The 13,926-nt window shown below is 74.4% G+C and carries 12 protein-coding genes; 5 read left to right on the top strand and 7 right to left on the bottom strand.

From position 1 onward, the window contains the following. Positions 1–35 precede the first annotated feature (35 nt). The gene (locus tag AB0H57_RS02030) at positions 36–1,397 is read right to left on the bottom strand and encodes a cellulase family glycosylhydrolase (protein WP_357501632.1); all 1,362 of its coding nucleotides are present in this window, start codon (positions 1,395–1,397) and stop codon (positions 36–38) included. 445 nt (positions 1,398–1,842) lie between these two features. Here AB0H57_RS02030 and AB0H57_RS02025 point away from each other — a divergent pair, with 445 nt between their 5' ends. The 3 genes from AB0H57_RS02025 to AB0H57_RS02015 all read left to right on the top strand — a co-directional run bounded on the left by AB0H57_RS02025 (position 1,843) and on the right by AB0H57_RS02015 (position 6,527). Continuing rightward, positions 1,843–4,626, top strand: a complete 2,784-nt coding sequence (locus AB0H57_RS02025) for an ABC transporter permease (protein WP_357501630.1) — start codon at positions 1,843–1,845, stop codon at positions 4,624–4,626. 102 nt (positions 4,627–4,728) lie between these two features. Then, on the top strand, positions 4,729–5,691 hold the full coding sequence (locus AB0H57_RS02020) for a TIGR03557 family F420-dependent LLM class oxidoreductase (RefSeq protein WP_357501628.1): 963 nt from the start codon (positions 4,729–4,731) through the stop codon (positions 5,689–5,691). After that, a complete protein-coding gene (locus AB0H57_RS02015; protein ID WP_357501626.1) occupies positions 5,688–6,527 on the top strand; it encodes an alpha/beta hydrolase in 840 nt (279 codons plus the stop codon). The genes AB0H57_RS02020 and AB0H57_RS02015 overlap by 4 nt, the downstream gene beginning before the upstream one ends. Before the next feature lie 149 nt (positions 6,528–6,676). On the opposite strand, the gene AB0H57_RS02010 is transcribed toward AB0H57_RS02015, so the two are convergent. The 6 genes from AB0H57_RS02010 to AB0H57_RS01985 all read right to left on the bottom strand — a co-directional run bounded on the left by AB0H57_RS02010 (position 6,677) and on the right by AB0H57_RS01985 (position 11,983). Further along, positions 6,677–7,477: an endonuclease/exonuclease/phosphatase family protein gene (locus tag AB0H57_RS02010; protein ID WP_357501624.1), complete on the bottom strand. Its 801-nt coding sequence runs from the start codon at positions 7,475–7,477 to the stop codon at positions 6,677–6,679. Between the two features lie 4 nt (positions 7,478–7,481). Further along, complete coding sequence (locus tag AB0H57_RS02005) at positions 7,482–8,972, bottom strand: phosphatase PAP2 family protein (RefSeq protein ID WP_357501622.1); 1,491 nt, start codon at positions 8,970–8,972, stop codon at positions 7,482–7,484. Between the two features lie 77 nt (positions 8,973–9,049). Next, entirely contained in the window at positions 9,050–10,051 is a 1,002-nt protein-coding gene (locus AB0H57_RS02000) for a YihY/virulence factor BrkB family protein (protein WP_357501620.1), read from the bottom strand. Then, positions 10,044–11,024: a diacylglycerol kinase family protein gene (locus AB0H57_RS01995; RefSeq protein WP_357501618.1), complete on the bottom strand. Its 981-nt coding sequence runs from the start codon at positions 11,022–11,024 to the stop codon at positions 10,044–10,046. Before AB0H57_RS01995 ends, AB0H57_RS02000 begins: the two co-directional genes overlap by 8 nt. Before the next feature lie 150 nt (positions 11,025–11,174). Then, positions 11,175–11,747 carry a Clp protease N-terminal domain-containing protein gene (locus AB0H57_RS01990; RefSeq protein ID WP_357501616.1) on the bottom strand — a complete coding sequence of 191 codons (573 nt, stop codon included), beginning with the start codon at positions 11,745–11,747 and terminating at the stop codon, positions 11,175–11,177. 2 nt (positions 11,748–11,749) lie between these two features. Further along, entirely contained in the window at positions 11,750–11,983 is a 234-nt protein-coding gene (locus AB0H57_RS01985; protein ID WP_357501614.1) for an HTH domain-containing protein, read from the bottom strand. An 82-nt stretch (positions 11,984–12,065) separates the two neighbouring features. On the opposite strand from AB0H57_RS01985, the gene AB0H57_RS01980 reads away from it, so the two are divergent. Then, complete coding sequence (locus tag AB0H57_RS01980) at positions 12,066–12,851, top strand: PP2C family serine/threonine-protein phosphatase (RefSeq protein WP_357501612.1); 786 nt, start codon at positions 12,066–12,068, stop codon at positions 12,849–12,851. A 159-nt stretch (positions 12,852–13,010) separates the two neighbouring features. Next, a complete protein-coding gene (locus AB0H57_RS01975; protein ID WP_357501610.1) occupies positions 13,011–13,835 on the top strand; it encodes a universal stress protein in 825 nt (274 codons plus the stop codon). Positions 13,836–13,926: the final 91 nt, after the last annotated feature.

Raw genomic sequence — 13,926 nt, 5'->3', positions numbered from 1 at the left:
GGGGCGGCGGTGGCTGGGCCGGCCGCCCGGGCGGGTCAGCTCGCGGTGCAGGCGACCGCGGGTACCGGGTTGGTGCCGTTCCAGCTGCCGATGAAGCCGAAGGTGGTACTGGCGCCGGCGCCGAGCCGGCCGTTGTAGTCGACGTTGCGGGCGGTGTACGTCGACCCGCTGTTGCTGACCGTGGCGTTCCACGCCTGGCTGGCGGTCTGGCCGTTGGCGAACGTCCACCGCACCGACCAGCCGCCGATCGCGGCCGAGCCGGCGGTCACCTTGACCTCGCCCTGGAAGCCGCCCTGCCACGAGTTGACGATCGTGTAGGCAGCCGTGCAGCCGCCGCTGGGCGGCGGGGTCGTCGGCGGGGTCGTGGTGGGCGGGATGCTCGTCGGCGGGGTCGTGGTCGGTGGCGGGGTGCTGGCGTAGACGGACGCCTCCCGGGCGGTGGCCTTGATGCCGTTGGCCCCGTTGAAGATCCGCTGACCCCAGCTGGTCAGCTGGTTCGGGTCGAAGTTGGTGGCCATGTCCAGGTACTCGACGCCACCGCCGTTGCCGCTCCACGACCAGCCCAGGTAACCGATCCCGTTGGCCTGGCTGTAGGCCATGATGGCGTCCTCGTCCGGGTTGCCGTCGGAGTGGTTGAAGCCGAACTCACCGACCACAATGGGCAGTCCGGCGGTGCGGAACCGGCCCAGGTAGTCGCTGATCTCCGCGGCGGTGTCGAAGACCCCGTACATGTGGATCGAGAAGACGGTGTTCTTCTGCGGGTCGGCGTTGAACACCGTGCCGGCGTTGTCGCGCATGGTGAAGGACCAGTCCTGACCCCAGTTCGGGGCGTCGACCATGATGGTGTGGGTGAGGCCGCCGGTGCGCAGCCGCTTGATCGCGTTGGCCGTGTCGGTGGCCCAGGCAGCGTAGCCCTGGTTGCCGTACGGCTCGTTGCCGATGTTGACGATCACGTACTTCTCCTGGCCCTTGAGCACGTCGGCGATGCTCAGCCAGTAGTCGGTGGCCTTGGCCAGCGTGGTGGCGGCGCCGTCCTCGCCGTAGCCGGTGGTGTCGTGCACCTCCAGCACGCAGATCAGCTTGTTGGCCTTGCACAGCGAGATCACGTTGGCGACGTCGGCGGCGCTGTTCTTCGTCCAGCGGTCGCCGCTGGCCAGCACCACCCGGACGGTGTTCGCGCCGAGCTTCTTGATGTTGGCGAAGGAGGCGGTCTGCTGCGGGTACCAGGTGTGCGCGTGGTTGACCCCGCGCATCACGAACTCGGTGCCGTTGGCGTCGTAGAGCCGGCCGTTGGCGACGGAGAAGCCGTTGGCGGCTTGCGCCGGCTGCCCGAAGGCGAACACGGCGGCGAGGACCGTCAGCAGGGCGGCGCCCGCGACGGAGAGGGTCTTCTTCATGGCCTTCCTCAGGGAGGTCTCCCCCGGTGCCCAGGTGGGGGTGCGGTGGTGGTGACAGGGGAAGGCGGCTGCAGCCCGACAGCCGCCGCCCGGCTCCCGGCGGCGCAGGCATCAGCGTAGGCACCGCAATCGATGAACGCAACCGGTTAAGTAGCGGCCCGCGCTCCGGGCCGGTCCCGCGGTGGCCCGTGCTGCCACGGACCACCGCAGGGGTGGTCATCCCCAGCACAAGGATGCGCAGCACCGGAATCTGAACCGGTTAAGGCAGACCCATGGCAGTCGCATGCACCGCGTCAAGGCGTTGAGCGGAAGTGCGATTTGCCCGCTGAGCCGGTGATGCCCGGATCCCCGGTGGGCGCGTTCGGCCGCCCGCCGGGAACCCCCCGGACGACGCGGGACGGCGAAGATGGGCCGGTCGCTCCCACGGACAGGACGGTGGCCGGTGTTGCGGACGGTCTGGGCTCAGCTGCGGCATTCCCGCGGCCGGACCGCCGGCGTGCTGGCCGCCGTGCTGCTGGCCACCACGGGCTTCGTCGTGCTGAGCGGCGCCGCCACCACCTCCCGGCTGGTGGCCAGCGGCACGGTCGACGACCGGTTCCGGCCGCCGTACGACATCCTGGTCCGCCCGGCCGACCGGCAGACCGGGGGCCTGCTCCGCGCCGACCAGGTCGTCGATCCGGACGGCGGGATCAGCCTCGCGCAGTGGGACCGGATCCGTGGGGTGCCGGGGGTCGAGGTGGCCGCCCCGATCGCCGTCCTCGGCGTCACGGACGTGGCGCCCCAGCTGCGGGTGGACGTCACCGCGCTGGTGGACCGCGCCGCGCAACGGCAGCTGATCAAGGTCGCCCCGCTGGTTCACGCCGACCGGCGGCTCACCGGGCTCGCCGCGGCGCCGATCTACGTCTACGTCTCGCGGCGTCCGCTGGTGCCGCTCGCCGAGCTGGGTCAGCGTCTCGTCTACGCCGACGGCACCCGGGTCGATCCCGCCAGGTCGGGGCTGGAGTGCCCCGGCAGCGGTGGTGCCGGCCCGTTGGAGGTGTCGCCCGGGGGCGCGCGACGGCAGATCTGCCCGACCGTGGTCGGCAGCAACGACCCGGACCTGCGGCGCACCCACGTCAGCCCGGTGCTGGCCTTTCAGCTGCTGTCGGACGGCACGTTCCGCTCCGCCACGGTGCTCACCATGGGCCGGCCGCTGAGCGACATACCGCGTACCCGACGGCTGGAGGTGGACCTGTCGCCGGTGGTGCCGATGACACTCGCGGCGGTCGACCCGGCGGCCGAGGGCCAACTGCTGGGCCTGGACGGCGCGGTACGCGCGGGCCGTTACCTGCGCCCGGACGCGCCGCCGCCGGGCAGCCGCCGCCTGCCCGTGCTGGCCGCCACCGAGCCCGGCATCGACCAGCAGCTCGAGGTGGGTGCGGCGCGGCTGGTCGACGGGTACGCCGACGAGGTGGCGGCCGGTGCCCGCGCGGCGTGGCAGCGACTGGACCGGGCCGGCGGAACCACGCCGCGCACCACCCGGTACGACCTCGCGCAGGAGTACCGCGACACGATCGACGCGGCGCTGGCCTCGCCGGAGGCACCCCTGTCCCAGGTCTCTTCCGTGCTGCGGCCCGGCCCGCCCCGGTACGCCGAGGAGCCGGCCGCCGGCCACCGGGTCGCGCCGGCCACTCCGGACGGCCCGTCGGCCCTGGACGGGCAGACCGTCGACACGTGGTCCTTCCGTTCGTGGTTCTTCGGCCGGACGGTGGGGCGGGAGGGGACGGCGCTGGCCCGGCCCCGGCCCGAGGACGGGTGGACCCTCGAACCGGTGGGCCTGTTCGACCCGGCCGCCCTGGGCGCCGACGACGCGCACGCCGGACTGGAGAGCTACCGGCAGGCGGCACCGGTCGGCGCGGACGCCCGGTCCCGCGACCTGCTCGGCGGGCAGGGGCTGCTGCCGAACGATGACCCGTTGGGCTATCCCGGCCGGGCGCCGACGCTGCTGACCTCGCTGGCCGCCGCGCAGCCGTTGCTGGACACCGAGGCCGGGCTGGCGCGGGCGCCGCTGGGTGCGGTCCGGGTCAGGGTGGCCGGAGTCGACCGGTTCGATGCGGTGGCCCGGGAGCGGGTGCGGATGGTCGCCGACGAGATCGTCCACCGCACCGGCCTGGACGTGCGGATCCTCCTCGGCTCGTCGGCGGTGCCCGCCACCGTCCGGCTGCCCGCCGCCGCTGACGGGCGGCCTCCGTTGGCGGTGACGGAGCTGTGGACGAAGCAGGGCGTGGCCACGCAGATCGTGGCGGCAGTGGATCGCAAGAACCTCTTCCTGCTCGGGTTGCTGCTGGTGGTCTGCGGCTTCCTGGTCGGCAACGCGGTGTCGACAGCCGTCCGGGGCCGGTCGCGGGAGTTGGCGGTGCTGGCCTGCGTCGGCTGGCCGGCCTGGCGGCTCGCCGCGCTCGTCCTCGCCGAGTCGGCGACGGTCGGCCTGCTCGCGGGCCTGGCCGGGGCAGCCGCCGCGCTCCCGGTCGCCGGGCTCGCCGGGGTGCAGATCTCCGCCCGCGCCGCGCTGCTGTGCGTGCCGGTCGGCGTGCTGCTGACCGCAGCGGCGAGCGCCGCCCCCGCGGTACGCGCCGCCCGGACCCGGCCGGCGGTGGTGCTGCATCCGGCGGTGGTGCCGGCCCGCCGGACGGCGACCAGCCACACGGTCCTGGGCCTGGCCCTGACCAACCTGGCCCGGGTGCCGGCCCGCACCGCCGCCGGGGTGGGCAGCCTGGCCGTCGGGGTGGGCTCGGTCACGCTGGTCGCCGCCGGGGTCTGGGCCTTCCAGGACGGGATGGTCGGCTCGCTGCTCGGCCGCGCGGTGTCGGTCCAGGTACGCGGGCTCGACCTCGTCGCCGCGGCGGGGGTGCTGCTGTTCGGGCTGCTTGGCACCGTCGATGTCATGTACCTGAACGTCCGGGAGCGGGCCGCCGAGTTCGCCACGCTCCGGGCGATCGGCTGGCCGGAGGCCGCGCTGCGTCGACTGGTGCTCTACGAGGCCGCCGGCATCGGGCTGCTCGGCGCCGTCGCCGGCGCGCTGACCGGCGCCGGCGCCGCCGCCCTGCTCGTCGGGCGGCTCGACGGGCGGGTCACGGCGGTGGCGTGCGGCGCGGGTGCGGCGGCGATGCTGCTCTCCACGCTCGCCGGCCTCGCCCCCGCCGTGTTGCTGCGGCGGCTGCCCACCGCCCGCCTCCTCACCGAGGACTGAAGGCGAGCGGCCACCGTGGCCCCGGTGCCGGACGGACGGACACCAGGGTTGATCGACGTGCGATCGGGTATCCGATGACGATCAGCCCGGAAGGAGAGCACCATGGTCAAGGTTGGCTACACCCTGCTGTGCGAGCAGGCCGGGCCGAAGGAACTGGTCGACTACGCGATCCGCGCCGAGGCGGCCGGCTTCGACCATCTGGTCATGTCCGACCACTACTACCCCTGGCTGGACTCCCAGGGCCACTCCCCGTACGCCTGGTCGGTGCTCGGCGCGGTCGCGCACGCCACCAACCGGGCCGAGCTGCTGTCCTTCGTGACCTGCCCGATCCGCCGGTACCACCCGGCGGTGGTGGCGCAGAAGGCGAGCACCGTCGGGCTGCTCTCGGACGGCCGGTTCACCCTCGGGCTCGGTGCCGGCGAGAACCTCAACGAGCACGTGGTCGGCGGCTGGCCGCACGTGCAGCAGCGGCACGAGATGTTCGAGGAGGCATTGCAGATCATCCGGCCGCTGCTCAACGGCGAGACGCTGACCTTCTCCGGCAACCACTTCGACGTGCCCGACGCGTACGTCTGGGACCGTCCGCAGCGGCCGGTGCCGATGGCGGTGGCCGCCTCCGGCCGGCAGTCGGCCACCCTGGCCGCCGAGTACGGCGACGCGCTGATCGCCACCGACCCGCTGCCGCACCTGGTGGAGATGTACGAGGAGGCCGGCGGGGCGGGCCGCCCCCGCTACGGCCAGGTGGCCATCTGCTACGGGCCGGACGAGGCGGAGTGCCGCAAGATCGTGCACGACCAGTTCCGCTGGTTCGGGCTGGGCTGGAAGGTCAACACGGACCTGCCCGACCCGGACGCCTTCGCCGCCGCCACCCAGTTCGTGCGGGAGGACGACGTGGCGGAGAGCATCTCCTGCGGGCCGGACCTGGACCGGCACGTGGAGGCGGTCAAGAAGTTCGCCGACGCCGGCTTCACCCACGTGGCGCTCGTCCAGGTCGGCGGGGACACCCAGCCGATGTTCCTGGACTGGGCGCAGGAGCAGTTGCTCCCCCGGCTGCGCGAGCTGTGAGCCGGCTGCCGTCTCGCCCGCCCGGCCGGTTCGGCCCGGCGGAACTGCGCCTGGCCCTGGCCGCGCCCCGGCCCGCCGCCGGGCTGACCAGCGAGTGGCGGCTGGTGGCGGGGTTGCGCACGCACACCCGCCGGTCCGCCGAGCCGACCTCCGGCCGCACCCCGGTGGTGCTGGTGCACGGGCTGGCGGTGTCGCACCGCTACCTCACCCGGCTGGCCGTCGCGCTGGCCGCCAGCCAGCCGGTGTACGTCCCGGACCTGCCCGGCTTCGGGCTCACCGCGCGACCGGGCAGCGCGTACGACGTGGGCCGGCACGCCGCGCACCTCGCGGCCTGGCTGGCGGAGTACCGGCTGCCGCCGGTCTGCCTGGTCGGGCACTCATTCGGCGCGGAGGTCGCCGCCGCGCTGGCCGCCCGGCACCCGGAGGCGGTCCGCGCCCTGGTGCTGGCCGGCCCGACCAGCGACCCCGCGGCGCGTACCCGCCGGGGGCAGGTCGGGCGCTGGCTGCTCGACGCCCTGCGCGAGGCGCCGTGGCAGGTGCCCATCCTGCTGCGCGACGTGCTCGACGCCCGCCCCTGGCGGGTGTACGCCTCGCTCTCCCACTCGGTGCGCAACGCCGTCGAGGCCGACCTGGTCCGGGTCACCGCGCCCACCCTCGTGCTCACCGGCGAGCGGGACACCCTCGTTCCCCGGTCGTGGCGCGACGAGGCCGCCCGGCTGGTCCCCGGCGGCCGGGCGGCGAGCGTGCCCGGCGCCGCCCACAACGTGCTCACCACGGCCCCGACCCAGGCCGCCGAGGCGATCCACGGCCTGCTGTCCCTGACCCCGACAAGGTGACGTCCATGCGTATCGGCAACACGGAGATCCGACCGCTCGGCGGTGGCCTCGGCTGCCTGCTGATGATCCTCTTCTCGATCCTCGCCTCGGTGCTGCTGACCGTGCTGCTGAACCTGGTGCTCTGACCGCCGTCCCGCCGAGCGTGGCGCTCAGGCGGGGTCGAGCGCCAGCTCCACCAGCAGCGGGTAGTGGTCGGAGGCGTGGTCGGTCTCGTCGTCGCGGACCACCCGGCACCCCCGGGCGACCTCGGCGACGGCCGCCGTGCCCAGCAGGTAGTCCAGGCGCATCCCGGAGAACTCGGCCCCGCCGTGCCGGGTGGGCACGGTCAACCCGTCGGCCTCCGCGGCCCCGCCGGCCGCCCAGAGGTCGACCAGGCCAGCGGCGAGCAGCCGGGCCACCGCGCGGGTGTCCACCGTACGGCCGTCGCGGCGCAGGTGCCGGCGCCGGTAGTGCTCGGGCAGGCGGGCCAGCCGTTCGGTGTGGTCCACCGTCGGCTCCAGCGTGTTCAGGTCGCCCGCCAGCAGCGCCAGCGGGCCGGCCCGGCGGACCGCGGCGGCCAGCCACTCCGCCTCGGCGCGCCGGACGCCACCGGCGTACGGATTGAGGTGGGTGCTGAGCACGGTCAGCGGCCCGGCGCCGGTGGCCACCGCGACCCGCGCCGCGGCGTGGTGGAACGGCCGGCGCAGCCGGTCGGCGTGCAGCAGCCGCAGCGGCGGGCGGACCAGCACCGCAACCGGCTGCCCGAACCACGAGCGGGCCAGGTGGGGGCGCAGCCCCATCCGGCCCGCGACCTCGGCCAGCAGGCCGCCCCGGTCGAAGTCGCGCAGCTCCTGCAGGGCGAGCACGTCCGGGCGCGCGGCGGCGACGACCCGGACCACCCGGTCGAGGCGGTCCCCGCCGCCCCGGTCCCGCCCGCCGGTCCGGATGTTCCAGGTCATCACCCGCAGCACGTCGTCAGTCCGGCCGGGCAGCCTTGGCCAGCTCGTCGTCGAGGGTGTGCACGTCCGCCGACTCGATGCTCGGCTGGTTGCCCTGGTGCACGTCGGCGTTCGGCCGGACCACCCAGTAGAGCAACCCCAGCCAGAGCGCGCTGAGCAGGATCGCGCCCATGAAGTCGGTCGGGTGGTGCATGCCCCGGTACATCCGGGACACTGCCACGCCGACCGGCATGATCACCGCCAGGGCCACGAAGAGCCAGCGCCACCAGCGGTCGGTACGGGGGAAGACGATGATCGCCATCGCCGTCCAGAGGCAGATGGTGGCGGCGATGTGCCCGGAGGGGAAGGACGAGGTGGGCATCTGCCCGTCCAGGTTCTCCACCGGCGGGCGCGGCCGGTCCACCGCGCGGGCCGAGGCGAGGAAGAGGCTCAGCTCGCCGAACATCGCCAGCACCACGAAGAGCACCGGTCGCCAGCGCCGCCAGATCGCCAGCACCAGCGGGCAGAAGACCAGCGAGATCAGCATGATCGCGTGGGTGTCGCCGAACTTGCTCCACCACCAGCTCAGGTCGGTCAGCACGTCGGTGTGCCGCTCGGCGAACCAGCGCGGCACCTCGGTGTCCAGGGTGTCGAAGAAGGTGCCCCCGGCGTGATAGCTGACCAGCATCCCGAAGCCGTAGAGCGCGCCGAAGACCAGCACCCAGCCGACCACCAGCTCGGCGACGGCGGACCGCGGGTGCTCCAGCACGCGCTCCTCGTCCGGGGCGGGGCTGATCTCGTGCCCGGCCTCCGGCTCCAGGCCCTCGCTGATCGGTGGCACCGGCCGGTCGCGCTCGCGCCGCCACAGCCGGAAGGCGTACGCGGAGACGAGGAGCCAGCAGGCGCCGAGCAGCCAGCCGGCGAGCACGTCGGAGACGAAGTGCACGCCGAGGGCGATGCGGGTCAGCCCGATCAGGACCACCAGCACACCCACGAGCGCGACGGCCGGCTTGCGCCAGCGCGGCGCCATCGCGGGCAGGAAGACCAGCAGCAACGCCCCGTACGCGACGAACGAGCCGAGCGCGTGCCCGGACGGGAAGCTGTTGCCGGGGGCGCTGGCCACCGGCACCTCCACCACCGGGCGCAGCCGGCCCACCAGGGTCTTCAGCGACGGGTCGAGGATCAGCCCACCGACCCCGGTGATGATCAGATAGACCGCGAGCCGGGACTGCCGGCGGATCAGCAGGCCGATCACCGCGATGGTGACCAGCCAGATCAGCACCGGCCGCCCGCCCAGGTCGGTGATCGCCTGGAGCGCGGTCACCAGCGCGTGGTGCGGCGCGACGAGGCCGTTGAACCACTCCGCGATCCCGTGGTCGGCGTCGTAGAGCGGACCCCACTTGAACCGGACCAGCATCAGCAACAGGCCGAAGCCCACCCCGGCGGCGGCGATGCCGACCAGCCCGGCGACGCTGCGCTCGGCGAAATGCTCGAGCGGTCGCCGCCCCGACTCCTTGACCGCGGTCACGCCGCACCTCCCGTAGTGCACATCCCGGCGAGCCGCGAGGTACCCGGTTCGCGCTGCGCGTACACCGCAGGCGGCGGTCAGAGTGCGGTCATCCCGCCGGTGTCCATGATTTCGCCCTCCCGCGCCTCCGGCTGCCACAGGTCCGGCTGGGCCGGCTCCTCGACGCCGATGCGCATCGCCTCCAACTGGGCGGCGAGGGCCAGCCCGCCGAAGAGCGCCATGCCGGTGAGGTTGGCCCACAGCAGCAGGGCCATGATGCCGGTGAGCGCGCCGTAGGTCTGCCCGAACCCGCCGCCGAACTTCACGTACGCGGCGAGCAGCAGGCTGGCCAGCCACCACAGCCCGGTGGCGATGCCGGCGCCGAAGAAGAGCCAGGACAGGCCGGGCTGCCGGCGCCGGGGCGCGTGCCGGAACAGCACCGCCACCGCGAGCACGGTCAACCCGAGGCTCAGCGGCCAGCGGATCACGTTCCAGGTCTGGTTGGCCAGCTCGCCCCACTCGTAGTGGCGCTGCACCGAGTTGCCCATCTCCCGGCCGCCTACCAGGATCAGGAAGCCCACCAGGGCGGGCAGGCCGGCGAAGACCGCGAGCGCCGCGGCCCGCACGTACTTGGCGAGGGCGGGCCGGTCCCGCTCGACGCCGTAGATCCGGTTCGCGCCCCGCTCGATCTGGGCCATGGTGGTGGTCAACGCGACCAGCCCGGTGATCAGACCGAGGGTCAGCGCCAGCTCACCGGCGCGTTCGATCCGCTCGGTGTCGCCGAGCAGCTCCTGCACCATCTGCTCGCTCTGGCCGGGGGTGAGCGCCAGGACGGTGTCGGCGACCACCTGGCCGCCCTCCGCCACGCCCATCTCGCTGATCAACCCGGTGAGCGCGATCATGAACGGCACCACGGCGAGGCAGAGCTGGAGGGCGAACGCCCGGGAGTGGCTGAACCCGTCGCCGTAGCGGAACCGGACGAACGCGTCCCGCAGCAGGTGCCAGCCGCCGTGCCGGCGCAACGTGTGCCAGGCGTCGTCGGCGGAGAGCTCCTCCCGGGCCATCAGCCGGGTCTCGGGAACCAGCTTGGTGCTACTCACGGCGAGCCTCCTCGACCAGCCGCTCACCGCGCTCGCCGACCGCGTCCGCGTCCACCGCCAGGTCGGGGTGCTGCGCCGGCCGCGGCACGCACAGCCACAGCGACTCCGGCCGGATCTCGGCCTTCAGCGAGCGGCCCGGCTCGATCAGGTCACCGTCGAGCTGCCGCGGCTGGGCCCGGTTGCTGGCGATCTCGACCTTGCGGGCCCGGAACACCTCCATCCCGGGCACGCTGCCGCGGCGGCGCACCAGCGCCCAGCCCATCGCCAGCCAGTGCCGCACCCGGCGGGGGGTGAGCACGGCGACGTCGAGCCAGCCGTCGTCGGGCTCGGCGTCGGTGAGCAGCCGTACCCCGCCCTGGAGCCGGCCAACGTTGGCGACCAGGACCGACCGGGCCCGGCGCCGCACCGGCGGCTCGCCGTCGATCCGGATGGAAACCCGCATCGGCCGGTCCCGCAGGTGCTTCGCCGCCCCGACGACGTACGCCGGCCAGCCGATCCGCTTCTTGGTGGTCTCGGAGGTGGAGTCGAGCATCTGGGCGTCGAAGCCCATCCCGGCCATCACCGCGAAGCACTGATCGTCGACCACGCCGACGTCCAGGCGGCGCATTCCGCGCTCGACGGCGACCTGGAGGCCGGCGGCCAGGTCGTTGGAGAGTCCCAGGTTGGCGGCGAGCAGGTTGCCGGTGCCCTGCGGCAGGACCGCGAGGGCGGTCTCGGTGCCGGCGAGCGCGGTGACGCAGGCCATCACCGTGCCGTCGCCGCCGCAGGCGAAGACGACCTCGGCGCCGGCCCGGACGGCCTCCTCGGTCTGGCCCCGGCCGGGGTCCTCGACGGTGGTCTCGTACCACACCGGCTCGGGCCAGCCGGCCGCGCCGAGGGCGTCGTTCACAATGCGCCGGAACTCGTCGAGATCGGTCACCTTCGCGGGGTTGACCACCACCGCGGAGCGCGGCGCGGGGTTGTCCGCGGTCACCGGACGCCTGCCATCTCCACCATCCACGGCGCAAGTGTGCAGCAGATCGGGCCGGCCAGCGAGCCGACGGGGCGGGACGTTGCGTGTGCCGCAAAGAGGTTTACCGGCCGCGCCGGCCGGACGGCCGACGCGGCTTTCCCGGGTGGCGGGTCAGGCCGCCGTACGCAGGGCTTCCTCGACCCGGCGGCGCAGCTCGGCCAGGTCCACCCCGGCCTCGGTGAGCACCAGCGCGCCGAGGCCGCCGCCCTCGCGGAGCAGCCCGAGCAGGATGTGCTCGGTGCCGATGTGCCGGTGGCGCAGCCGGATCGCCTCGCGCAGCGACAGCTCCAGCGCCTTCTTCGAGCGGGGCGAGAACGGGCCGCCCAGGAAACGCCGGCGGCCCCAGCGGCGGCGCGGCGGGGGCGCCGCCTCGCGCAGCGCGTCCGGGCCGAAGGACTCCTCGATCCGGGCCACGATGGCGGCCAGGTCGATGCCGATCTCCCGCAGCGCCGCGGCGTCCGCCTCGGCCAGGCCGGCGTTGCCGGTGTGCTGGCGGATCCGGGCGCGCAGGTCGTCCGCGCCCACCCCGGCCTCGGCGAGCACCCGGGTGGCGAGGGCGTCGGGGTCGGCGAGGACGCCGAGCAGCAGGTGCTCCGTGCCGACCGGCCGCTGCCCCTCGGCCCGGGCCTCGTCGAGCGCCCGGTGGACGACCGCACGGGCCCGGTCGGTGAACCGTTCGAACATGATCACTCCCAACTGCCGGGCACCGCCGGTCGCCCGGCGTGCTTCTTGTGGACCGCCTGCCGGCTGACCTCGAGCGCGTCGGCGATCTCCTGCCAGGACCAGCCCTGTCGACGGGCGTTGTCCACCTGGACCACCTCGAGCCGTTCGAGGAGCCGGCGCAGGGCGAGCACCGCGCGGAGACCGACCTTCGGGTCGGTGCTGCCGGCGGCTGCCGCGAGTTCCGTTGCCTGACTCATGCTGTCAACGTAGGTTGACGATGCTGGTTTGTCAACCTCAGTTGACATGCGCGTCGCGTCCGGCCGGTGCTAGCGTCAGCCCGTGCGCCTCCGTCCCCGCCGTGACCAGCCCGCACCGCAGGTGCGGCGGCACCTGACCGGCCGGGTCGAGCTGGAGATCGCCGGCGGCAGCGTGGTCGGCAACCGGTACCCGGCCAACTTCGACGTGCTGCACGTCGACGAGGAGCTGCCGTTCGCCACGGTGGTCGACGGCATGGGCTCCGGCGAGGGCAGCCGGCTGGCCGGCGCCACCGCCACCGCCACCGTCGTCGAACGGATCCGCGCCGCCTGGCCCGAGGTCGGCGCCGGTCCGCTGCGGGCCGCGACCGCCGAGGCGCAGACCCGGGTACGCGCCGTCGGCGCCCCCCGGCACGAGCTGACCGGCTGCACGCTCACCGCCCTGGTGGCCGAGCCGGACGGCGGGCAGGTGTGGCTGGCCCAGCTCGGCGACTCCCGGGCCTACCGGATGCGCGACGGGCTGCTGGAACTGCTCACCGTCGACCACACCGCCGCCTGGCTGGGCGTGCTGCACGGCTGGTACGCCGCCGACTCGCCCGAGGCCGAGCGCGCCCGCTACCAACTGCTGCGCTACCTCGGCCACCCGGAACGGCCGGACGCCGACCTGCTGGCCGTGCCGTTGCGCGCCGGCGACACCTGGCTGCTCTGCACCGACGGCGTCAGCGACCAGGTCGACTACCACGCGCTGCGCGGCCACCTGGCCGCCGCCACCCCCGCCCAGGCGGTCCGCGACCTGCTCACCGCCACCCTCGACGCCGGTGGCGACGACAACGCCACCGCCGTGGTCATCCGCGCCCACCACCTTGGGTAACCCCGCCCGGATGTTAGGCGGGGGCCCTTGTTGACAGACGGGCGTTAAGAAGGGGCCCCGCCGCTACCAAAAGCGTTAAGCGGGGTCCCCTCCTTACATCCGATCCCGCACGCGGGGGGTGGGGTGGGATTACGGTGGGTTGGGGGAGGTGAGTGCCGAGTGACCACACCCGCCGACGGGGCGGTCGTGGCCGGAGTGGGCCCCGCCGAGGAGTCGATGCAGGTGGTCCGGCTGGCCGCCCGGGAGGCCGCCACGCACGACCGGCCCCTGGCCCTGCTGCACGCGTTCAACTGGGAGGCCGCGTTCGAGACGCCGGGCGGCGTCACCCGGGACGATGCGGAGAACCTGATCGAGCGGGCCGCGGCCACCGCCAGCGACGTCGAGCCGGCGGTGCCGGTGAGCGGCGAGATCGTCGAGGGCTCGCCGGTGACGGCGCTGATCCGCCGGTCCGAGTCGGCGTACCTGGTGGCGATCGGCGACGGCGGGATGGCCGGCTGCGTCCGGTGCGTACCGGCCGACGCGCCCGCCGTCCAGCTCGCCGCCCGCGCCGGCTGCCCCGTGCTGGTGGTCCGTTCGCAGCCGCCGCCCGCCGGGCCGGTGCTGGTCGGCGTCGACCGCTCGACCAGCTCCCGCACCGCCCTCGACTTCGCCTTCGCGGAGGCGGCCCGCCGGTCGGCCCGGCTGCTCGCCGTCCAGGTCACCGACCCGGGGCGACCCCGCGACGACCAACTCCTGCTCGACCTGGTGTCCCACGCCGCGCGGCGGCACCCGACGGTGGCCGCGGAGTGCCACACCATCTCCGGCGACCCGGGCACCGTCCTGCTGGAACAGTCCCGCTCCGCGCAGGTCAGCGTGGTGGGCGCGCGGGGCGACGAGGCGTGGCGCGGCATGCTGGGCGAGGTCAGCCAGTCCCTGCTCTACCACTCCCCCGGCCCGGTCATCGTCGTACGCGGGCTGGCACCGCCGCCCCCGGACGGGGCATGACGCCCGCGCCGCCGGGCCCAACGGCCCTGACCGGCGGGCGGGCCGAACGCGAAGCTGGACCGGCCCGGCGGAAAGGCGCTTCCGGGTGCGA

The sequence above is a fragment of the Micromonospora sp. NPDC050686 genome, assembly GCF_040654475.1.
Lineage (GTDB): Bacteria > Actinomycetota > Actinomycetes > Mycobacteriales > Micromonosporaceae > Micromonospora.
The sequence above is the reverse complement of the archived record's forward strand: the minus strand, read 5'-3'. Positions and strand labels throughout refer to the sequence as shown.

Bases quoted from the DNA above. Each gene is read 5' to 3' on its own strand.
- AB0H57_RS02030 (WP_357501632.1), bottom strand. From the start codon at position 1,397: ATGAAGAAGACCCTCTCCGTCGCGGGCGCCGCCCTGCTGACGGTCCTC.
- AB0H57_RS02020 (WP_357501628.1), top strand. From the start codon at position 4,729: ATGGTCAAGGTTGGCTACACCCTGCTGTGCGAGCAGGCCGGGCCGAAG.
- AB0H57_RS01990 (WP_357501616.1), bottom strand. From the start codon at position 11,747: ATGTTCGAACGGTTCACCGACCGGGCCCGTGCGGTCGTCCACCGGGCG.
- AB0H57_RS01985 (WP_357501614.1), bottom strand. From the start codon at position 11,983: ATGAGTCAGGCAACGGAACTCGCGGCAGCCGCCGGCAGCACCGACCCG.